19 protein-coding genes are annotated in these 19,919 nt (G+C 72.8%); 15 read left to right on the forward strand and 4 right to left on the reverse strand.

What is annotated here, in order from left to right:
• Window positions 1-79: 79 nt before the first annotated feature.
• Window positions 80-3,613 (forward strand): DNA polymerase III subunit alpha, encoded by a 3,534-nt coding sequence (gene dnaE / locus ACIO5E_RS02460; RefSeq protein WP_400662636.1) that lies wholly within the window; start codon window positions 80-82, stop codon window positions 3,611-3,613.
• Window positions 3,614-3,658: 45 nt separating this feature from the next.
• On the opposite strand, the gene ACIO5E_RS02465 is transcribed toward dnaE, so the two are convergent.
• Window positions 3,659-4,546: a LysR family transcriptional regulator gene (locus ACIO5E_RS02465; protein ID WP_400662638.1), complete on the reverse strand. Its 888-nt coding sequence runs from the start codon at window positions 4,544-4,546 to the stop codon at window positions 3,659-3,661.
• A 72-nt stretch (window positions 4,547-4,618) separates the two neighbouring features.
• Here ACIO5E_RS02465 and ACIO5E_RS02470 point away from each other — a divergent pair, with 72 nt between their 5' ends.
• The 6 genes from ACIO5E_RS02470 (at window position 4,619) to ACIO5E_RS02495 (ending at window position 11,049) form a co-directional block, all read left to right on the forward strand.
• Complete coding sequence (locus ACIO5E_RS02470) at window positions 4,619-5,509, forward strand: dihydrodipicolinate synthase family protein (RefSeq protein ID WP_400662640.1); 891 nt, start codon at window positions 4,619-4,621, stop codon at window positions 5,507-5,509.
• A gap of 102 nt (window positions 5,510-5,611) precedes the next feature.
• Window positions 5,612-6,640, forward strand: a complete 1,029-nt coding sequence (locus tag ACIO5E_RS02475) for an aspartate-semialdehyde dehydrogenase (RefSeq protein ID WP_400662643.1) — start codon at window positions 5,612-5,614, stop codon at window positions 6,638-6,640.
• A 248-nt stretch (window positions 6,641-6,888) separates the two neighbouring features.
• Window positions 6,889-8,181: an NYN domain-containing protein gene (locus tag ACIO5E_RS02480; protein WP_400662646.1), complete on the forward strand. Its 1,293-nt coding sequence runs from the start codon at window positions 6,889-6,891 to the stop codon at window positions 8,179-8,181.
• Between the two features lie 151 nt (window positions 8,182-8,332).
• Entirely contained in the window at window positions 8,333-9,331 is a 999-nt protein-coding gene (locus tag ACIO5E_RS02485) for an ABC transporter ATP-binding protein (RefSeq protein ID WP_400662648.1), read from the forward strand.
• Window positions 9,328-10,143 carry an ABC transporter permease gene (locus ACIO5E_RS02490; protein WP_280674395.1) on the forward strand — a complete coding sequence of 272 codons (816 nt, stop codon included), beginning with the start codon at window positions 9,328-9,330 and terminating at the stop codon, window positions 10,141-10,143. Before ACIO5E_RS02485 ends, ACIO5E_RS02490 begins: the two co-directional genes overlap by 4 nt.
• Before the next feature lie 81 nt (window positions 10,144-10,224).
• Complete coding sequence (locus ACIO5E_RS02495; protein WP_400662651.1) at window positions 10,225-11,049, forward strand: hypothetical protein; 825 nt, start codon at window positions 10,225-10,227, stop codon at window positions 11,047-11,049.
• 74 nt (window positions 11,050-11,123) lie between these two features.
• Here ACIO5E_RS02495 and ybaK read toward each other — a convergent pair whose 3' ends face one another.
• From ybaK to ACIO5E_RS02510, 3 genes are all read right to left on the reverse strand, one after another.
• A complete protein-coding gene (gene ybaK, locus ACIO5E_RS02500) occupies window positions 11,124-11,618 on the reverse strand; it encodes a Cys-tRNA(Pro) deacylase (protein WP_400662654.1) in 495 nt (164 codons plus the stop codon).
• Window positions 11,619-11,632: 14 nt separating this feature from the next.
• Window positions 11,633-12,361 (reverse strand): LON peptidase substrate-binding domain-containing protein, encoded by a 729-nt coding sequence (locus ACIO5E_RS02505; RefSeq protein ID WP_400662657.1) that lies wholly within the window; start codon window positions 12,359-12,361, stop codon window positions 11,633-11,635.
• Window positions 12,362-12,423: 62 nt separating this feature from the next.
• On the reverse strand, window positions 12,424-14,001 hold the full coding sequence (locus ACIO5E_RS02510) for an oxidoreductase (protein WP_400662660.1): 1,578 nt from the start codon (window positions 13,999-14,001) through the stop codon (window positions 12,424-12,426).
• Window positions 14,002-14,091: 90 nt separating this feature from the next.
• Here ACIO5E_RS02510 and hisD point away from each other — a divergent pair, with 90 nt between their 5' ends.
• Genes hisD through hisF form a run of 8 tightly spaced genes read left to right on the forward strand, consistent with a single transcriptional unit; the run spans window position 14,092 to window position 19,880 of the window.
• Window positions 14,092-15,399 carry a histidinol dehydrogenase gene (hisD, locus tag ACIO5E_RS02515; protein WP_280674390.1) on the forward strand — a complete coding sequence of 436 codons (1,308 nt, stop codon included), beginning with the start codon at window positions 14,092-14,094 and terminating at the stop codon, window positions 15,397-15,399.
• Window positions 15,400-15,404: 5 nt separating this feature from the next.
• On the forward strand, window positions 15,405-16,505 hold the full coding sequence (locus tag ACIO5E_RS02520) for a histidinol-phosphate transaminase (protein ID WP_400663422.1): 1,101 nt from the start codon (window positions 15,405-15,407) through the stop codon (window positions 16,503-16,505).
• Window positions 16,506-16,511: 6 nt separating this feature from the next.
• Window positions 16,512-17,105 (forward strand): imidazoleglycerol-phosphate dehydratase HisB, encoded by a 594-nt coding sequence (gene hisB, locus ACIO5E_RS02525; protein WP_218198172.1) that lies wholly within the window; start codon window positions 16,512-16,514, stop codon window positions 17,103-17,105.
• Window positions 17,102-17,254 carry a hypothetical protein gene (locus ACIO5E_RS02530; protein ID WP_350885740.1) on the forward strand — a complete coding sequence of 51 codons (153 nt, stop codon included), beginning with the start codon at window positions 17,102-17,104 and terminating at the stop codon, window positions 17,252-17,254. The genes hisB and ACIO5E_RS02530 overlap by 4 nt, the downstream gene beginning before the upstream one ends.
• A 42-nt stretch (window positions 17,255-17,296) precedes the next feature.
• On the forward strand, window positions 17,297-17,932 hold the full coding sequence (gene hisH / locus ACIO5E_RS02535; protein WP_400662665.1) for an imidazole glycerol phosphate synthase subunit HisH: 636 nt from the start codon (window positions 17,297-17,299) through the stop codon (window positions 17,930-17,932).
• 30 nt (window positions 17,933-17,962) lie between these two features.
• Entirely contained in the window at window positions 17,963-18,685 is a 723-nt protein-coding gene (priA, locus tag ACIO5E_RS02540; RefSeq protein WP_400662669.1) for a bifunctional 1-(5-phosphoribosyl)-5-((5-phosphoribosylamino)methylideneamino)imidazole-4-carboxamide isomerase/phosphoribosylanthranilate isomerase PriA, read from the forward strand.
• On the forward strand, window positions 18,682-19,113 hold the full coding sequence (locus tag ACIO5E_RS02545) for a RidA family protein (RefSeq protein WP_400662672.1): 432 nt from the start codon (window positions 18,682-18,684) through the stop codon (window positions 19,111-19,113). The genes priA and ACIO5E_RS02545 overlap by 4 nt, the downstream gene beginning before the upstream one ends.
• Window positions 19,110-19,880, forward strand: coding sequence for an imidazole glycerol phosphate synthase subunit HisF (hisF, locus tag ACIO5E_RS02550; protein ID WP_400662675.1), 771 nt, complete (start codon window positions 19,110-19,112; stop codon window positions 19,878-19,880). The genes ACIO5E_RS02545 and hisF overlap by 4 nt, the downstream gene beginning before the upstream one ends.
• The last annotated feature ends 39 nt before the right edge of the window (window positions 19,881-19,919 follow it).

The following is a 19,919-nucleotide window of genomic DNA, read 5'->3' on the forward strand; positions in this document are numbered from 1 at the left end:
ATCTGTTTCCAGGGATCCCCCCTGTGACCTGCGCGTTCGCCGGCCCACCAGACCCGCACGAGCCTCCGGAGGCCCCGCCTTGAGCGACCAGCCGTTCGCGCATCTGCATGTCCACACCGAGTACTCGATGCTGGACGGTGCCGCCCGGCTGAAGCAGATGTTCAAGGAGGTCGAGCGGCTGGGGCAGACCCATGTCGCGATGACCGACCACGGGAACATGTACGGCGCCGCCGAGTTCCACAAGCAGGCCACCGCCGCCGGGATCACCCCGGTGATCGGCATCGAGGCGTACGTCGCGCCGGAGTCCCGGTCCAACACCAAGCGCATCCTGTGGGGCCAGCCGCACCAGAAGCGGGACGACGTCTCCGCGTCCGGTGCCTACACCCACAAGACCATCTGGGCCCGGAACAAGGAGGGCCTGCACAACCTCTTCAAGCTGACCTCGCGCTCCTACTCCGAGGGCTGGCTGGTGAAGTGGCCCCGGATGGACAAGGAGCTGATCTCCGACCTGTCCGGCGGCCTGATGGCCACCACCGGCTGCCCCTCCGGCGAGGTGCAGACCCGGCTGCGGCTGGGTCAGTTCGACGAGGCGCTGAAGTCCGCCGCCGACTACCAGGAGATCTTCGGCAAGGAGAACTACTTCCTGGAGCTGATGGACCACGGCCTCGACATCGAGAAGCGGGTCCGCGACGGGCTGCTGGAGATCAGCAAGAAGCTGAACATCCCCCCGGTGGTCACCAACGACTCGCACTACACCACCGAGGCCGACGCCGGGGCGCACGACCTGCTGCTCTGCGTGCAGACCGGCAAGAACCTCTCGGACCCGGACCGCTTCCGCTTCGACGGCACCGGCTACTACATCAAGTCCGCCGCCGAGATGTACGCGCTGGACTCCTCGGACGCCTGGCAGGAGGGCTGCCGCAACAGCCAGCTGCTGGTCGCCCAGCGGGTCGACACCGCCGGCATGTTCGAGTTCCGCAACCTGATGCCGCGCTTCCCGATCCCGGAGGGCTTCGAGTCCGAGGCGGACTTCTTCAAGGCCAAGGTCTGGGAGGGCATGGACTGGCGCTTCCCGAACGGGTACGACGAGGAGCACAAGAAGCTCGCCGAGTACGAGATGGACACCATCATCCAGATGGGGTTCCCGGCGTACTTCCTCGTGGTCGCGGACTTCATCATGTGGGCCAAGAGCCAGGGCATCGCGGTGGGCCCGGGCCGTGGCTCCGCAGCCGGTTCGCTGGTCGCCTACGCGATGGGCATCACCGACCTCGACCCCATCCCGCACGGCCTGATCTTCGAGCGCTTCCTCAACCCCGAGCGCATCTCCATGCCCGATGTCGACATCGACTTCGACGAGCGCCGGCGCGGTGACGTGATCCGGTACGTGACCGAGAAGTGGGGATCCGACAAGGTCGCCATGATCGTCACGTACGGCACCATCAAGGCGAAGGCCGCCATCAAGGACTCCTCGCGGGTCCTCGGCTACCCGTACGCGATGGGCGACCGGATCACCAAGGCGATGCCGCCGGACGTGATGGGCAAGGGCATCCCGCTGTCCGGCATCACCGACTCCTCGCACCCGCGCTACAGCGAGGCCGGCGAGATCCGCGGGCTGTACGAGACCGACCCGGACGTGAAGAAGGTCATCGACACCGCCCGCGGCATCGAGGGCCTGATCCGCCAGCCCGGTGTGCACGCCGCCGGCGTCATCATGTCCGCCGAGCCGCTGACCGACCACATCCCGGTCTGGACCCGGCACACCGACGGCGTCACCATCACGCAGTTCGACTACCCCACCTGTGAGGGCCTCGGCCTTCTCAAGATGGACTTCCTCGGCCTGCGCAACCTGACGATCATGGACGACGCCGTCAAGGCGATCGAGAAGAACAAGGGCATCAAGATCAACCTGCTTGATCTGCCCCTGGACGACAAGCCGACCTACGAACTGCTCGCGCGCGGCGACACGCTCGGCGTCTTCCAGCTCGACGGCGGCCCCATGCGCTCGCTGCTGCGGCTGATGAAGCCCGACAACTTCGAAGACATCTCCGCCGTGCTGGCGCTGTACCGACCGGGCCCGATGGGCGTCAACTCGCACACCAACTACGCGCTGCGCAAGAACGGGCAGCAGGAGATCACCCCGATCCACCCGGAGCTGGAGAAGCCCCTGGAGGAGATCCTCAAGCCGACCTACGGCCTGATCGTCTACCAGGAGCAGGTGCAGAAGGCCGCGCAGATCCTCGCCGGGTACTCGCTCGGCCAGGCCGACCTGCTGCGCCGTGCGATGGGCAAGAAGAAGAAGGAGATCCTGGAGGCCGAGTTCGTGCCCTTCCAGAAGGGCTGCCGCGAGCACGGCTACTCCGACGCGGCCATCCAGGCGGTGTGGGACGTCCTGGTCCCCTTCTCCGGCTACGCGTTCAACAAGGCGCACACCGCCGGGTACGGGCTGGTCTCGTACTGGACGGCCTACCTCAAGGCGAACTACCCGGCCGAGTACATGTCCGGCCTGCTGACGTCCGTCAAGGACGACAAGGACAAGTCGGCGATCTACCTCAACGAGTGCCGGAAGATGGGCATCCAGGTGCTGCCGCCGGACGTCAACGAGTCGGACTCGGACTTCACCCCGCACGGTGACACCCTCGTGCGGTTCGGCCTGACGGCCATCCGCAACGTCGGTGGGCCGGTGGTCGAGTCGATGATCCGCACCCGGAAGTCGAAGGGGAGGTTCAGCTCCTTCCCGGACTTCCTGGACAAGGTCGAGTCGGTGGTCTGCAACAAGCGGACCGTCGAATCGCTGATCAAGGCGGGCTCCTTCGACTCGCTCGGGCACACCCGCAAGGGGCTGACCGCGCAGTTCGAGCCGATGATCGACAACGTCGTCGGCGTCAAGCGCAAGGAGGCCGAGGGGCAGTTCGACCTCTTCGGCGGCGACGCGGTGAGCGACGAGCCGAGCTTCGGGCTGGACGTGGTCTTCTCCGAGGAGGAGTGGGAGAAGGCCTTCCTGCTCACCCAGGAGCGGGAGATGCTGGGCCTGTACGTCTCCTCGCACCCGCTGCACGGCATCGAGCACGTGCTCGCCGACAAGGCGGACTGCGCGGTGGCCGACCTCGCCGAGCGGCCGGACGGCACCATCGTCACCATCGGCGGCATCATCTCGGGCCTGCAGCGCAAGATGACCAAGCAGGGCAACGCCTGGGCGATCGCGACGGTCGAGGACCTGGCGGGCTCGATCGACTGCATGTTCTTCCCGGCCAGCTACCAGCTGGTGTCGTCCCAGCTCGTCGAGGACGCCGTGGTGTTCGTGCGCGGCAAGCTGGACAAGCGGGAGGACGTGCCGCGGCTGATGGGGATGGAGCTGTCCGTCCCGGACCTGTCGAACGCGCACGCCGAGGCGCCGATCGTCATCAACATCCCGAGCGTGAAGGTCACCCCGCCGCTGATCGCCCGGCTCGGCGAGGTGCTGGTCAGCCACAAGGGCACCACGGAGGTGCGGGTGCGGCTGGAGGGCCGGAACAAGACGACCGTGCTGCGGCTGGACCGGCACCGGGTGAAGTCGGACCCGGCGCTGTTCGGGGACCTGAAGCAGCTGCTGGGGCCGAGCTGCCTGGCGGGCTGAGCCGGTGACCGATCCCCCTGTGCCCGGTCGACGGGCTCAGGGGGATCAGCCGTGTCCGCCCAGGCCCGGCGGGACGGCCGTGTGCAGGGCCGAGACGAAGGCCGAGATGGCCGGGTGGGAGCCGGCGCCCGCGCGGAAGGCGGCCCGGGTGCGGCGGTACATCGGCAGCCGGGTGAGGACCACGCCGGGCGGGGGCTGCGCGGTGCCCAGGTGCGGGACGAGCGCGACGCCCTGGCCGGCCGCCACCAGGGCCAGAACGGTCGCGAAGTCGTCGATCTGGTGCCGGATCCGGGGCGCGAACCCGGCCGACTCGCAGGCCCGGACGGCCATGCTGTGGCAGAGCGTGCCGGGCGGGGCCATGATCCAGGGCGCGCCGCGCTGCTCGGCGACCGTGCCGGGGGCGCGGGCCGCCAGGTACATCGGCTCGGTGAACACCGGGCGGGTCATCGCCAGGCCCGGTTCCGGATCGGCCGGGACCAGGTCGTACTCGTGGACCAGGGCGACGTCCAGCTCGCCCGCGCGCAGCGCCGCCCCGACGCCCGCCGGATCCACCTCGGTGACCATCGGCTCCAGGCCCGGGTGCCAGCCGGCCAGCTCGGCCAGCACCGCGGGGATGATCGCGCGGGCCGCCGACGGGTAGGTGCCGATCCGCAGTGGGCCGGCCAACCCCCTTCGGGCGTGGGCGAGTTCGGCGCCGGCCTGTTCCAGCAGGGCGAGCACCGCCTCGGCGTGCCGGACCAGGTTCCGCCCGGCCGGGGTGAGCGCGACCCGGCGCCCGGTGCGCTCCAGGAGCGGGACGCCGGCCTCCTTCTCCAGGACGGACAGCTGCTGGGACACCGCCGAAGGGCTGAAGGAGAGCGCCTCGGCGACGGCGGCGATGGTGCCGAGGTGGGCGAGTTCGCGCAGCAGGCGCAGGCGTCGGACGTCGAGCATCGGCTCAGCTTACGAGAAGCGTCGGAAAAGTGAACTGGACCTGGGTGATCGGCGGGCCGCAGGATCGTGGTCATGGAACTCACCGGTATCCACGTGCCCCTGATCACGCCCTTCGCCACGGACGGCTCGGTCGCGCTGGACGCGCTGGCCGTCCTGGCCGACGAACTGCTGGCGGCCGGCGCGGCCGGACTGGTCGCCCTCGGCACCACCGGCGAGCCCGCCGCGCTGAGCGAGGACGAGCGGTGGGCGGTGATCGAGGTGGCCGCGGCCGCCTGTGCCGCGCGCGGGGCCCGGCTGACCGTCGGCGCGCACGGCGGCGACACCCGCTCCACCGCCGAGTTGCTGGCCGCGCTCGGTGCGCGGGTGCCGCAGGCCGCGGCCGCGCTGGTCACCGTCCCGGCCTTCCTGCGGCCGGGCGAGGCCGGGACGGTCGCGCACTTCCGGGCGCTGGCCGAGCGCAGCCCGCTGCCGCTGCTCGTCTACCACATCCCGTACCGCACCGGGCAGCAGCTGTCCGCCGCCGCGCTGGCCGAACTCGCCGCCGTCCCGGGCGTGGTGGGCGTCAAGTACGCGACCGGCGGGCTGGACCAGGCGGCGGTGGAACTGCTCGCCGCCGCCCCCGCCGACTTCGCGGTGCTGGCCGGCGAGGACGCCTTCCTCGCCCCGATGCTGGCGCTCGGCGCGGCCGGCGGCATCCTCGCCTCCGCCCATCTGGCCACCGCCCGGTTCGTCGAGCTGGCGGCCGCCTGGCAGGCCGGGGACGCCGACCGGGCCCGGGCGCTCGGGCACCGGCTCACCGGGCTGGCGCTGGCCGCCTTCGCCGCGCCGAACCCGACGGTGGTCAAGGGCGTGCTGCACGCCCAGGGCCGGATCCCCACCCCGGACGTCCGGCTGCCGCTGCTGCCGGCCGGGGCGGCGGAGGTCGAAGCCGCTCTGAAGCTGGCGAGTGGTCTGGACCACTAAGAGGCCTCTCACACCGTGGAACAGCAGGTCGTCCCGCCCGCGTGACAAGGCATGATGGGCAGAGTGCGGCTGTGAACAGCACCATTCAGAGGAGTAGTCGGAATGAAGATCGGCATTGTCGGCGCCACCGGCCAGGTCGGCGGCGTGGTCCGCGAGATCCTGGCGGAGCGTGGCTTCCCGGTTGAGCAGCTGCGGCTGTTCGCCTCGGCCCGCTCGGCCGGACGCACCCTGCCCTGGCAGGGCACCGAGGTCACCGTCGAGGACGCGGCCACGGCCGACTACGCCGGCCTCGACATCGTGATCTTCTCGGCCGGCGGTTCCACCTCCAAGGCCCTCGCCCCCAAGGCCGCCGCGGCCGGCGCCGTCGTCATCGACAACTCCTCCGCCTGGCGCCGCGACCCCGAGGTCCCGCTGGTCGTCTCCGAGGTCAACCCCGGCGCCGTCGCCGACCGGCCCAAGGGCATCATCGCCAACCCGAACTGCACCACCATGGCCGCCATGCCCGTGCTGCGCCCGCTGCACGAGGAGGCCGGCCTCGCCGCGCTCGTCGTCTCCACCTACCAGGCCGTCTCCGGCAGCGGCGTGGCCGGCGTGGCCGAGCTGCAGGACCAGGCCGCCAAGGTCGTCGACGGCGCCGCCGCGCTCGCCCACGACGGTTCCGCCGTCGAGTTCCCCGAGCCCAAGGTCTACCAGCGCCCGATCGCCTTCAACGTGGTGCCGCTGGCCGGCTCCATCGTCGAGGACGGCTCCAACGAGACCGACGAGGAGCAGAAGCTCCGCCACGAGAGCCGCAAGATCCTCGGCATCCCGGACCTCAAGGTCGCCGGCACCTGCGTGCGCGTCCCGGTCTTCTCCGGCCACTCGCTGCAGATCAACGCCCGCTTCGAGCGTCCGATCAGCCCCGAGCGCGCCGCCGAGCTGCTCGCCGGCGCCCCCGGCGTCGAGCTGTCCGACATCCCCACCCCGCTCCAGGCCGCCGGCCGGGACCCGAGCTACGTCGGCCGCATCCGGGCGGACGAGACGGTCGAGAACGGCCTGTCGCTGTTCGTGTCCAACGACAACCTGCGCAAGGGGGCCGCGCTCAACGCCGTGCAGCTGGCCGAGTTGGTCGCCGCCGAACTCAAGGGCTGAACCCGCCCGCCACCCCCCGGCGTGACCTCGGGCGGGCCCCGTCGTTGAACGGGGCCCGCCTTTGCGTTCCGTTGGGGCGGCTGTTGCGGTACCGGGACATCCGCCGAGGTTCGGCACGCGAACCAGGGGTAAAAGGTGACCCAACGATCGGGCGGCCACGGGGGCCCCTCACCCCACCACGCCCGGACGGCGGGCGGATCCGCGCCCACCCGGCCCGACCCCCGAGGGCGAGTGGAAAGAGGTGCGCGATGGACCGCTGTGTCGTCCTGGTGGACGCCGGATACCTGCTGGGCGCCGCCGCCAGCCTGCTCGCCGGGGACCCTTCCCGTTCCCGGGTCACCGTCGACCACACCGCGCTGATCGCCGCGCTGCGCGAACGCGCCGAGGCCGAGACCGGGCTGCCGCTGCTGCGCATCTACTGGTTCGACGCCGCGCCCGACCGGCGCCCGATGCCCGAACACCGCCGGCTGCGCGTGCTGCCCCGGGTCACCGTGCGGCTCGGCGCCCTCACCCGCGCCGAGGGGCGCTGGGTGCAGAAGGGCGTGGACGCCGCCATGCACGCCGAACTCTCCGAACTCGCCCGCAACCGGGCCTGCGCCGACGTCGTGCTGATCACCGGCGACGGCGACCTGCTGCCCGGCATGATGACCGCCAAGGAGCACGGCGTGGCCGTCCACCTGTGGGCGCTGCAGGCCGCCGACGGCGACTTCAACCAGTCCGAGGACCTGGTCGGCGAGGCGGACGAGCGGCGGGTGCTCGACCGCGAGTGGATCGAGGGCTCCTTCAGCCTCCGCGAGAACGCCAGCGTCTTCCCGGCGCCCGGCCCCCGCCAGGAGATCGCCAAGATCCTCGCCGCCCCGCCCGCCGTGGCGCCGCCGGTCGTCCAGCCGGCCGCCGTCGTCCCCGCGGCCGCCGGGGCCCCGGCCGTCCACGGGCGGCCCCAGCCGGCCGCCGCGCTCAAGGTCGTCCCCACCCCCAAGGACCTGGCCGGGCGCGCCTCCGCCGTCACCCCGGCCGTCAACGGGCACGGCTCCAACGGGCACGTCAACGGACACGGTGCGGGCGGGACCGGCTCCAACGGGCACGCCATCGGCGGGACGGGCGCCGCCGGGCAGGCCGGCCCGGTGCTGCGCTGGTCCTCCGACCGCGGCTGGGTCGACCGACCCACCCCCGAACCAGCCGTCACCGCCGGCGACAGCCTGCCAACCCTCGCCCAGCTCACCACCGCCGAACAGCGCTGGGTCGACCGCGAGGAGGACATCACCTCCATCGGCGGTGACGCCCACGAGGTCGGCCAGGTCTTCGCCCGCCGCTGGAGCGAACGCCTCGGCGACGTCGAACGGCTCACCGTGCTCTGGCCCGACTACCCGCGCATCCCGCACCGGGTCGACGGCGAACTGCTCCGCTACGCCGCCCGCTTCGGGCTGCTCGCGCACAAGGACGACCAGATCGACGAGCACGACCGCTACGCCATCCGGGCCGGATTCTGGAAGGAACTCGCCGCCCGGGTGCCCGGCGGATCGATGGTCGTGGACGACTGACGGCCGGCCGGGCCCGGCCAGCCGGGCTCGGTCCGACGGGCCCGGCTCGGCCTGGCGGAAGCCGGCCGGCTCGGGGTCGGCCCGGAGCCGGTTTTCGGCGATCAGGCCCCCTTGTCCGGTTCGCCCGCGCGAGCGCGTAAAGTCTTCGGTCGTGAGCGAGACGGCAGGGCGAGCATCCCAGGACACCCCGCCGTGCGTCGCCGTACGCGACCTCGTACGGACCTACCGCACCGGGCGCGGAGCCGCCGCCACCGTGATCCGGGCCAACGACGGGATCAGCCTCACCGTCCGTCAGGGCGAGATCTTCGGGCTGCTCGGACCCAACGGGGCCGGCAAGTCCACCCTGGTCCGCCAACTCACCGGCCTGCTGCGCCCCGACGCCGGCTCGATCGAGCTCCTCGGCCACGACGTCGTCCGCCACCCCGAACGGGCCGCCCGGCTGCTCGGCTACCTCGGCCAGGAGTCCAGCGCCCTCGACGAGCTGACCGTCGCGCTCGCCGCCGAGACCACCGGACGGTTGCGCGGGCTCACCCGGGCCCAGGCCCGCGCCGAGGCCGCCGACGTCCTCGCCGAACTCGGGCTGGAGCCCATCGCCCAGCGGCCGCTCGCCAAGCTCTCCGGCGGCCAGCGCCGGCTCGCGTGCGTCGCCGCCGCCCTGGTCGGGGAGCGGCCGCTGCTCGTCCTGGACGAGCCCACCACCGGCATGGACCCGGTCGCCCGGCGGGCCGTCTGGAGCGCCGTCGACCGGCGGCGCACCGAGCGCGGCGCGACCGTGCTGCTGGTCACCCACAACGTCATCGAGGCGGAGACCGTGCTCGACCGGGTCGCCGTGGTCGACGACGGGCGGGTGATCGCCTGCGACACCCCCGGCGGGCTCAAGGCCCTCGTCGACGGCAACGTCCGGCTCGACCTGGTCTGGCGGGACGAGGCGCCGCTCGCCGTCCCGGCCGTCGCCGCACTCGCCGAACGGGCCGAGCGCACCGGCCGTCGCTGGACCGTCCGCACCACCCCCGAACAGGCCCGCGAACTGGTCGCCGCCGTCACCACCGGCCCGGCCTTCGCCGCCCTCGACGACTTCACCCTCGCCACCCCGAGCCTTGAGGACGCCTACCTCAAGCTCGGGGGCCGCCACGGAGGACTGGCCAAGTGACGCTGCTCTCGGTGCCGCCGCAGGCCACCGCCCCCGCGACCGGCGGCGCACCCGCCCCGCTCGCCCCGGCGGCCCGGCTGCTGCCCGCGCTCGCCGCCGTCTACCGGGCCCAGCTGGCCCGGGCCAAGGTCGCGCGGATCCCGCTGCTGTTCGTCGCCACCTTCCAGTCCGTCGGCATCCTGGTGATGATGCGGGGGGTGGTGGACGCCGGGCAGACCTCGGCCGCGCGGTCGGTGGTGGCGGGCTCCAGCGTGCTGGTGGTGGCGTTCGTCGCGCTCAACCTGCTCGCCCAGTACTTCGGCCGGCTGCGGGCCACCGGCGGGCTCGACCACTACGCCACGCTGCCCGTGCCCGCCGCCTCGGTGGTGCTCGGCGCGGCCGCCGCGTACGCCTCGTTCACGCTGCCGGGCACGGTCGCCACGGCGGCCTTCGGCGCGGTGATGTTCGGGCTGCCGCTCGGGCAGCTGTGGGTGCTGCTGGCGGTCGTCCCGCTCGCCGGGGCCGCCCTGTCCGGGCTCGGCGCCGCCTGCGGGCTGCTCGCACCCCGCCAGGAGATCGCCACCATGCTCGGGCAGCTCGGCATGTCGGCGGCGCTGCTGCTCGGCGTGCTGCCGGTCGACCACCTGCCGCAGCCGGTGCTGTGGCTGCGGGACCTGCTGCCGTCCACGTACGGCGTGGAGGCCTTCGCCGAGACCTTCACGCCCGACCCGGACTGGGTGCTGGTCGCGGGGGACCTGGCGGTCTGCGCGGGCGTCGGCGTGGTGTCGCTGGCGATCGCCACCTGGGCGTACCGGCGGGCCGTCTCGCGGTAGGGCGTGTCTGACACCTGAGTCCGCCGCCGAGAGGCACGGGCGAAGGCTCGTCCGGGCCGCGATCGTGAAACGATGGGGCCTGTGACCGTACCGAACACACCTCCGGATCCCACCCGCGCCGACGCGGACGCGGTGCCGGACGCCACCCCCAACCCGTTCGCGCCGCCGCCGCCGGCCCCGGACGCCGGGACGCCGCCGACCGGCCTCGCGGTGGCACCGTCGCCGGGGCCCAAGCTCCTGGAGCGGCTGCTGCCGGAGCTGCGGATCGGCGCGGGCACGGTACTGGCCTGCATCGTGGTCGGGCTGGTGATGGCGGGGCTGTGGGTCTGGCTGGCGCCCAAGGTGCCGCTGGTCGTGGACGGCGACCGGATCCTCTACGCCGACCCGGAAGGCGAGCAGCGGGCCGGGGCCGACGCGGTCTTCGTCCTGATCGGGCTCGGCGCGGGCATCCTGACCGCGCTCGGGGCCTTCCTGATCACCCGGCGACGTGGCGGCGGCATCGCGGTCGCGCTCGGGCTGGTGGTCGGCGGACTGCTCGGGTCGGTCGGCGCCTGGCGCCTCGGGCGGTGGCTCGGGCCCAGCGACAACCTGATCGCCGAGGCCCGGCGGGTCGGCAACGGCGGGCACTTCGACGCGAGCATCGACCTGGGCGCGATGGGCGCACTGGTGGTGTGGCCGATGGTGGCGATGGTGGTGCTGCTGGCGCTGTCGGCGGCGTTCGGGAAGCGGGAGCAGGACCCGCCGCCGTACTGGGCGGGGCCGTACGGACAGCTGCCACAGACCCCCGAGGCTCCGGCCGCCCCTGAGTCGCCAGCCGTTCCCGAGGCTCCGACCGCTCCCGCGGTGGGCGGGGAGCAGCCGGTTTCGGACGGCGCCGCGCGGCCGGGGGACCGGGGACCGGGCTGAGCGGGCAGGACTGAGCGGGGCGCCCCCGGCCTGCGCGAGGGGGCGCGAGAGCCGACCGGGCGGGCCCGGTCGGCTCAGCGCGCGATGGGCGCGGTGTGGGCCCCGGTGAGGGCCACCAGGTCGCCGGGGGCGAGTTCGACCTCCAGGCCGCGGCGGCCGGCGGAGACGTAGACGGTGGAGTGCGTGAGGGCGCTGGCGTCGACGACGGTGCGCAGCGCCCGGCGCTGGCCCAGCGGGGAGATCCCGCCGCGGACGTAGCCGCTGCTGCGCTCGGCGGCGGCCGGGTCGGCCATCGCGGCGCGCTTGCCGCCCACGGCCGCCGCGAGGGCCTTGAGGTCGAGCTGGCCGGCGACCGGGACCACGCCGACGACGAGGACGCCGTCCACGTCCGCGACCAGCGTCTTGAAGACCCGCTCGGCGGCGACGCCCAGGGCCTCGGTGGCCTCGCCGCCGTAGGAGGCGGCGGCCGGGTCGTGCTCGTAGGCGTGCACGCTGAACGGGACGGCGGCGGTCTCCAGGGCGACGGTGGCAGGGGTGCCCTGCCCGCCCTTCTTCGCTTTCTTCGCCATGCGCGGGTCCTGGGCTAGTTGGGGCTGAACGACTGGCGGGTGAGGTCGACCGCGGGCAGCGACGGCAGCCAGCTGAGCACGGCGCTCTCGCGGCGCAGCAGGTCGAGTTCGGTGCGCAGCCGCTGGGCGGTGTCCGGGCAGGCCAGCAGCTGCTGCTTGACCGGGGTCTCGAACACGGACGCGGCGGCGACCAGGTAGGAGAGCACCTGCGGGTCGTCGGGGAGTTCCTGGCGTCCGACGGTGCTGGCCTCGCGGGCGCCGGCCAGGCGCTTCTGGTAGACCCGGAAGGCCCGCTCGACCTCGGAGGCGAGGGCGCCGGAGCCCTCCCCGGGGCGCTCCTCGACGAGTTCGGCCTCGCCGGTCAGGTACGGGCCGGAGACGTCCACCGAGCGGAGCAGGAACCGGGTGGTGCCGGTGACCAGGAGCTCGTAGCGGCCGTCGGGCTGCTCCTGGACGGACGCGACGTCGGCGACGCAGCCGATGTGGAAGATCGCCTCCAGCGGGTCCCCGGTGGCGGTGCCGAGGCCGTCGAGCGGCCCGGCCGGACCCTCCTCCGGGCGGACCGGGGCGACCTCGCGGCCGTCCTTGATGGCGAGCACGCCGAAGCGGCGGGGGGTGTCGGCCGGGAGTGCGAGCAGGTCGGCGACGAGACGGCGGTAGCGCTCCTCGAAGACGTTCAGGGGCAGCACGAGGCCCGGGTAGAGCACGTTGTTCAGCGGGAAGAGCGGCAGCCGTTCTGTCACGGCGGACAGCGTAGTTCCCCGGGCGGGAGTGGTGCGTCGCGGTTATCCCCGCGGGGAGGCGGTCATCCCCGCTGGAGCATCCGGGAGGCGCCCGCGACGACGGTGGTCGCGAGCAGCCAGCCGACGATCACCAGCCCGGCGGAGACGTACTGGCTGAGGCCGCCGGGGTTCCAGCCCTGCTGGCCGAGGTCGACGACCGGGATCAGCTGGCTGAGCGTGTACAGCACCGGGTTCCAGTGCGGGCGCTCGTCGAGCTTCAGCGGCTCCGGCCGGTGGGTGGCGAACCAGGCGCTGCCCAGGGCCCAGGCGAGCAGCAGCCACAGGCCGGCCCGGCCGGGGCGGTAGCCGTAGCCGACGGTGGCGTCCTGGACCCGGCCCCAGATCCGGGCGGGCAGCGGGAGGGTCTGGCGGCGGCGGCGCTGCTTGGCGTACAGCACCTCGCGGGCGTCGTCGTCGGCGCCGTCGCGGCGCAGGGCGGCGGCGAGCTGCTCGTAGGACTCGGGCTGGAAGTCGGCGGAGGCGCCCTCCAGCCAGGCGATCCGCTGCTGGACGGTGAACGGCGCGGCGGGGCGCAGGTTCTCGTAGACGAAGCCGGTCAGTCCGAGGTGCTTGCCGCGCGGCCAGGCCTCCGGGGTGTCGACCAGGTTGCCGACCCGGGCGCGGGTGAGCGAGACCGGGCCGGTGGGGCGCACCCGGCAGGCGAAGCGCAGTTCGGGGGTGTGGATGCGGCGCAGCGAGAGCTCGTCGTCACCCTCCAGGTGGAATTCGCCGGAGATCAGGCAGGCCCCGTCGAACCGGGCGTCGGAGAGCCGCACCTGGCCGTAGGCGCGGAACGGGGTGCTGGGCGCGCCGGGCGGGGCCACCTGGCCGTAGCCGGAGCCGTAGTAGCTGCGGGAGCCGCTCCACCCGGCGTCGGCCGAGCTGGTCAGGTAGCAGGTGTGGCCGACGGTGATGCGGACGGCGTTGAGGCAGATGCGGTTCTGCGGGACGGCGTGCAGCTGGGCCCCGCGCAGCGAGAACCGGCCGCCGATCCGGGTGGTGCGCAGGCTCAGCTCGCCGTGGACCTCGATCCGGTCGGCCTCGAAGTCCTGGTGGACCGCCATCCCGTCGGCGGAGACCGCGCGGCCGAAGCGGTCGCAGCCGAGGACGGTCTGGTTGAGCAGCAGGTCGGTGCCGATCTTGGCGTCGGTGAGCCGTATGCCCTCGGGTATCCGGCAGCGGGCCAGGTGGAGGTCGCCGGTGGTGGCGAGCCGGGAGGCCTCCATGCGGGGGATCAGACAGCGGACGAAGCGCAGGGTGCTGGCCCCGGCCTCGGAGATCAGGATCTTCTGCTCGAACCGGCAGTCGCGGAGTTCGACGTAGTGGCCGATGTCGCCGCCGGCCAGGTTGAGCGCGCCGGTGACCGACACGCCGTTGAGCCGCAGCGAGGCGACCCGTCCGGTGGCGGCGGCCGGGCCGGCCAGCAGCAGGTGGGCGAGGACCCTGGCCCGGACGGTGCGCCCGGGGCCCCAGACGGCGTCACCGAAGGGGTCGTCGGTGTCGGCGTCGCCGCTGCGCCGGTCGAACACGTTGCCGCGACGGAAGGCCTCCCAGAGCTCACGCTCGGTGTCGGTCCAGTCCTCCGGAGCGTGCTCCACCATGGTTTCCCCCGTCCCCCGGTCGTCTCGCCTTTCGTATCACGGAGTGAAATACGGGACCAGTGGTTCCGGCCACTCCTTACACTGGGTGGCGTGATCTCTCGAATCGACCTCCGCGGCTCGCTGGACGACCCGCGTGACCTGCTGCCCCGTGCCGAGTTCGACGTGGCGGCCGCCCTGGAGAAGGTGCGGCCGATCGCCGAGGACGTACGCCATCGCGGGGTCGCGGCCGTGATCGAGATCACCGAGCGCTTCGACGGCGTCCGGCTGGAGTCGACCCGCGTCCCGGCCGAGCAGCTGACCGAGGCCCTGGAGACGCTGGACCCGAAGGTGCGGGCCGCCCTGGAGGAGTCGATCCGCCGGGCCCGCGCCGTGCACGCCGACCAGCGCCGCACCGGGCACACCACCCGGGTGGTGCCGGGCGGCACGGTCACCCAGCGCTGGGTGCCGGTGGAGCGGGTCGGCCTGTACGTGCCGGGCGGGCTGGCGGTCTACCCGTCCTCCGTAGTGATGAACGTGGTGCCGGCCCAGGAGGCGGGCGTGCGGGGCATCGCGGTGACCTCCCCGCCGCAGAAGGAGTTCGGGGGCCGCGTGCACCCGACCATCCTGGCGGCCTGCGCGCTGCTCGGCGTGGACGAGGTCTACTCCGTCGGCGGCGCCCAGGCGGTGGCGATGTTCGCGCTGGGCACCGAGGAGTGCGCGCCGGTCACCATGGTCACCGGCCCCGGCAACATCTACGTGGCCGCCGCCAAGCGCCTGTTCGCCGGCCGGATCGGCATCGACTCGGAGGCCGGCCCGACCGAGATCGCCGTCCTCGCCGACGACAGCGCGCTGGCGTCCGACGTGGCCGCCGACCTGATCAGCCAGGCCGAGCACGGCCCGACGTCCGGCTCGGTGCTGGTCACCGACTCGCCGGAGCTGGCCGAGGCGGTCGAGGCCGAGCTGGCCGTGCAGGTCGCGCGGACCAAGCACAGCGAGCGGGTGGCCGAGGCGCTGGGCGGCCGGCAGTCCGGGATCATCCTGGTCGACGACCTGGACCAGGGCCTCGCCGTGGTCAACGCCTACGCGGCCGAGCACCTGGAGATCCAGACCCGCGACCCGCACGCGGTCGCCGCCAGGGTCGTCAACGCGGGCGCGATCTTCATCGGCCGCTGGACCCCGGTCTCGCTCGGCGACTACGCGGCCGGCTCCAACCACGTGCTGCCCACCGGCGGCTGCGCCTGCCACTCCGCGGGCCTGTCCGTGCAGACCTTCCTGCGCGGCGTCCAGGTCGTCGAGTACGACCGGGACGCGCTCGCGGACGTCGCCGCGCACGTCGTCAACCTGGCCAACGCGGAGGACCTGCCGGGGCACGGCGACGCGATCAAGGCCCGATTCGATTGGACGGTGCCCGGCTCGTGACCGCTGTGACCCGCATCGACGACCTCCCCATCCGTGACGAGCTGCGCGGCCAGTCCCCGTACGGCGCGCCGCAGTTGGACGTGCCCGTCCAACTGAACACCAACGAGAACCCGTACCCGCTCCCCGAGGAGCTGGTGGCCCGGATCGCCGAGCGCGTCGCCGAGGCGGCCCGGCACCTCAACCGCTACCCCGACCGGGACGCGGTCGAGCTGCGCGAGGGCCTCGCGGCGTACCTGACCCGCACCACCGGCTTCCCGGTCGCGCGCGCGCAGGTCTGGGCCGCCAACGGCTCCAACGAGGTACTCCAGCAGCTGCTGCAGACCTTCGGCGGCCCCGGCCGCAGCGCGCTCGGCTTCGAGCCCTCCTACTCGATGCACGCGCTGATCTCCCGGGGCACCGGCACCGAATGGATCTCCGGCCCGCGGAGCGACGACTTCACCATCGACCTGGACGCCGCCGTCACCGCGATCGCCGAGCACCGGCCGAACGTGGTCTTCGTCTGCTCGCCGAACAACCCGACCGGCACCGCCGTCGCCGCCGACACCGTGCTCCGGCTGTACGAGGCCGCGCAGGCCGCCGGGCCCAGCCTGGTGGTCGTCGACGAGGCGTACGTCGAGTTCTCGCACCGCGCCTCGCTGCTGCCGCTCATCGAGGGCCGCCCCAACCTGGTGGTCAGCCGCACCATGTCCAAGGCCTTCGGCGCGGCCGGGCTGCGGCTGGGCTACCTGGCCGGCGACCCGGCGGTGGTGGACGCGGTGCAGCTGGTCCGCCTGCCCTACCACCTGTCGGCCGTCACCCAGGCCACCGCGCTGGCCTGCCTGGAGCACACCGACACCCTGCTCGGCTACGTCGGCCGGCTCAAGGCGGAGCGCGACCGGCTGGTGGACGCGCTGCGCGGGCTCGGCCTGGAGGTCACCGACTCGGACGCCAACTTCGTCCAGTTCGGCCGCTTCACCGACACCCACGCCGTCTGGCAGGCCATCCTCGACCAGGGCGTCCTGGTCCGTGACAACGGCGTCCCCGGGTGGCTGCGCGTCACCGCCGGCACGCCCGCCGAGAACGACGCCTTCCTGGACGCCGTTCGCACCGTGATCAAGGAGCTGTAACCCCGCATGTCCCGCATCGGACGCGTTGAGCGCACCACCAAGGAGACCTCGGTCCTGGTCGAGATCGATCTCGACGGCACCGGAAGGACCGACATCTCCACGGGCGTCGGGTTCTACGACCACATGCTCGACCAGCTCGGCCGCCACGGTCTGTTCGACCTCACCGTCAAGACCGACGGCGACCTGCACATCGACACCCACCACACCATCGAGGACACCGCCCTCGCGCTGGGCGCCGCCTTCAAGCAGGCGCTCGGCGACAAGGTCGGCATCTACCGCTTCGGCAACTGCACGGTGCCGCTGGACGAGTCGCTCGCCCAGGTCACCGTGGACCTCTCCGGCCGGCCCTACCTGGTGCACACCGAGCCCGAGAACATGGCGCCGATGATCGGCAGCTACGACACCACGATGACCCGGCACATCCTGGAGTCCTTCGTGGCCCAGGCGCAGATCGCGCTGCACGTCCACGTGCCGTACGGGCGCAACGCCCACCACATCGTGGAATGCCAGTTCAAGGCGCTGGCCCGGGCCCTGCGCTACGCCTCCGAGCGCGACCCGCGCGCGGCCGGCATCCTCCCCTCGACCAAGGGTGCACTGTGAGCAAGGCTGCCCTCGCCCTCATCTTCGTCGGCCTCTTCCTGGCCGGCGGCGTGATCTCGTTCTGGAAGCAGAAGCTGCCCAAGGGCGTCATCCTGGTGCTCGCGTTCGGCTCGGTGATGTGCCTGGCCTCCGGCATCATGCGCCTCTAGCCACGTGGGCTCTGGACACGTAGAGAGACTGGACACCTGAACATGGGCAAGAACGTCGTCGTCCTCGACTACGGGTCGGGCAACCTCCGCTCGGCGCAGCGCGCGCTCGAACGGACCGGGGCGGACGTCACCGTCACCTCCGACTACGACACCGCGATGAACGCGGACGGCCTGCTCGTCCCCGGCGTCGGTGCCTTCGAGGCCTGCATGCGCGGCCTGAAGGCCGTCCGCGGCGACTGGATCATCGACCGCCGGCTCGCCGGGGGCCGCCCCGTCATGGGCATCTGCGTCGGCATGCAGATCCTCTTCGAGAAGGGGGTCGAGCACGGCGTGGAGACGGCCGGCTGCGACGAGTGGCCGGGCACCGTCGAACCGCTGGAGGCCCCGGTCATCCCGCACATGGGCTGGAACACCGTGGACGTGCCCGAGGGCAGCCGGATGTTCGCCGGCCTCGACCCGCAGAGCCGCTTCTACTTCGTGCACTCCTACGGCGTGCGGCGCTGGGAGCTGGAGACCCACAGTGCGCGGATCCACCCCCCGCTCGTCACCTGGGCCACGCACGGGCAGCCGTTCGTCGCGGCCGTCGAGAACGGCCCGCTCTGGGCCACCCAGTTCCACCCCGAGAAGTCCGGCGACGCCGGCGCCGCCCTCCTGACCAACTGGGTCGACACCCTCTGACGACCCTCTGACGACAGAAGAGTTAAGACTATGAGCCTCGAACTGCTTCCCGCCGTCGACGTCCGGGACGGCCAGGCCGTCCGCCTGGTCAAGGGCGCCTCCGGCACCGAGACCTCCTTCGGCGAGCCGCTGGCCGCCGCCCTCGCCTGGCAGAACGCCGGCGCCGAGTGGCTGCACCTGGTGGACCTCGACGCCGCCTTCGGCACCGGCACCAACTACGAGCTGCTGCGCGAGGTCACCGGCCGCCTCGACATCAAGGTCGAGCTGTCCGGCGGCATCCGCGACGACGAGTCGCTCGCCAACGCGCTCGCCACCGGCTGCACCCGGGTCAACCTCGGCACCGCCGCGCTGGAGGCCCCCGAGTGGGTCGCCAAGGCCATCGCCGAGCACGGCGACAAGATCGCCGTCGGCCTGGACGTCGTCGGCACCACCCTGCGCGGCCGCGGCTGGACCCGCGACGGGGGCCAGCTCTTCGACGTGCTGGAGCGGCTCAACCGGGAGGGCTGCGCCCGCTACGTCGTCACCGACGTCAACCGGGACGGCACCCTGACCGGCCCCAACCTCCAGCTGCTGCGCGACGTCTGCGCCGCCACCGACCGCCCGGTCGTCGCCTCCGGCGGCGTCTCCTCGCTCGACGACCTGCGCGCCATCGCCGGTCTGGTCGGCGAGGGTGTCGAGGGCGCCATCGTGGGCAAGGCACTCTACGAGCAGAAGTTCACCCTCGAAGAGGCCCTGGAGGCGGTTTCAGGATGACGGAACGTCGGATCGTACGCGGCAGGGTCGGCGGATTCTCCCCCTGGGAGGACCAGTTCGGCTTCTCGCGGGCGGTCGCCGTGGGCGACCACGTGCACGTGGGCGGCTCCACCGCATGGGTGGACGGCCGGATCGAGCACGAGGGCGACCCCTACCGGCAGACCCTCGCCGCGTTCGGCGTCGGGCTCAGCGCCCTCGCCGCGTACGGTCTGACGGCGGAGGACGTGATCCGCACCCGGATGTACATCACCCACGTCCGCGACGCCGACGAGGTGGGCCGCGCCCACCGCCAACTCTTCGACGCCGCCCGCCCGGTGACCACCATGGTGGTGGTCGAGGGGCTGATCGACTCCCGGATGATGGTCGAGGTCGAGCTCGACGCCTATCGTGCCGGGCTGGCAAAGACCCTGGAAGGCAAACAGCCGTGACCCTCGCAGTACGTGTCATCCCCTGCCTGGACGTCGACGCCGGGCGGGTGGTGAAGGGCGTCAACTTCCAGAACCTGCGCGACGCCGGCGACCCGGTCGAGATGGCCAAGCTCTACGACGCCGAGGGCGCCGACGAGTTGACCTTCCTCGACATCACCGCCTCCTCCGGGGATCGGGAGACCACCTACGACGTGGTCCGCCGCACCGCCGAGCAGGTCTTCATCCCGCTCACCGTCGGCGGCGGCATCCGTGCCGTCGAGGACGTCGACAAGCTGCTGCGGGCCGGCGCCGACAAGGTCGGCGTCAACACCGCGGCCATCGCCCGCCCCGAGCTGGTCCGCGAGATCGCCCAGCGCTTCGGCCGGCAGGTGCTGGTGCTCTCGGTCGACGCCCGGCGCTGCCCTCCCGGTACGGAGACCGAGTCGGGCTACGAGGTCACCACCCACGGCGGGCGCCGCGGCACCGGCCTCGACGCCGTCGAATGGGCGGGCCGCGCGGCCGAGTTGGGCGCGGGCGAGATCCTGCTCAACTCGATGGACGCAGACGGCACCAAGGACGGCTACGACCTGGAGATGATCCGGGCCGTGCGCAAGGCCGTCTCCGTGCCGGTGATCGCCTCCGGTGGCGCCGGCAAGCTCGCCGACTTCGCTCCGGCCGTCGAGGCGGGCGCGGACGCGGTGCTCGCCGCGAGCGTCTTCCACTTCGGGGACCTGCGGATCGGCGAGGTCAAGAACGCGCTGCGGGAGGCCGGGCACCCGGTGCGGTGACCGTCCGTACGGCTTGAGGGCCCGCTGCGCCGGTGCGCG

This window comes from Kitasatospora sp. NPDC087314, from assembly GCF_044744365.1.
Classification (GTDB): domain Bacteria; phylum Actinomycetota; class Actinomycetes; order Streptomycetales; family Streptomycetaceae; genus Kitasatospora.

Excerpts from the sequence above, each read along its gene's own strand:
- ACIO5E_RS02545 (WP_400662672.1), top strand. The coding sequence starts at position 18,682 with ATGACGGAACGTCGGATCGTACGCGGCAGGGTCGGCGGATTCTCCCCC.
- ACIO5E_RS02470 (WP_400662640.1), top strand. The coding sequence starts at position 4,619 with ATGGAACTCACCGGTATCCACGTGCCCCTGATCACGCCCTTCGCCACG.
- ACIO5E_RS02475 (WP_400662643.1), top strand. The coding sequence starts at position 5,612 with ATGAAGATCGGCATTGTCGGCGCCACCGGCCAGGTCGGCGGCGTGGTC.
- ybaK (WP_400662654.1), bottom strand. The coding sequence starts at position 11,618 with ATGGCGAAGAAAGCGAAGAAGGGCGGGCAGGGCACCCCTGCCACCGTC.
- ACIO5E_RS02465 (WP_400662638.1), bottom strand. The coding sequence starts at position 4,546 with ATGCTCGACGTCCGACGCCTGCGCCTGCTGCGCGAACTCGCCCACCTC.
- hisB (WP_218198172.1), top strand. The coding sequence starts at position 16,512 with ATGTCCCGCATCGGACGCGTTGAGCGCACCACCAAGGAGACCTCGGTC.
- ACIO5E_RS02510 (WP_400662660.1), bottom strand. The coding sequence starts at position 14,001 with ATGGTGGAGCACGCTCCGGAGGACTGGACCGACACCGAGCGTGAGCTC.
- hisH (WP_400662665.1), top strand. The coding sequence starts at position 17,297 with ATGGGCAAGAACGTCGTCGTCCTCGACTACGGGTCGGGCAACCTCCGC.
- ACIO5E_RS02480 (WP_400662646.1), top strand. The coding sequence starts at position 6,889 with ATGGACCGCTGTGTCGTCCTGGTGGACGCCGGATACCTGCTGGGCGCC.
- priA (WP_400662669.1), top strand. The coding sequence starts at position 17,963 with ATGAGCCTCGAACTGCTTCCCGCCGTCGACGTCCGGGACGGCCAGGCC.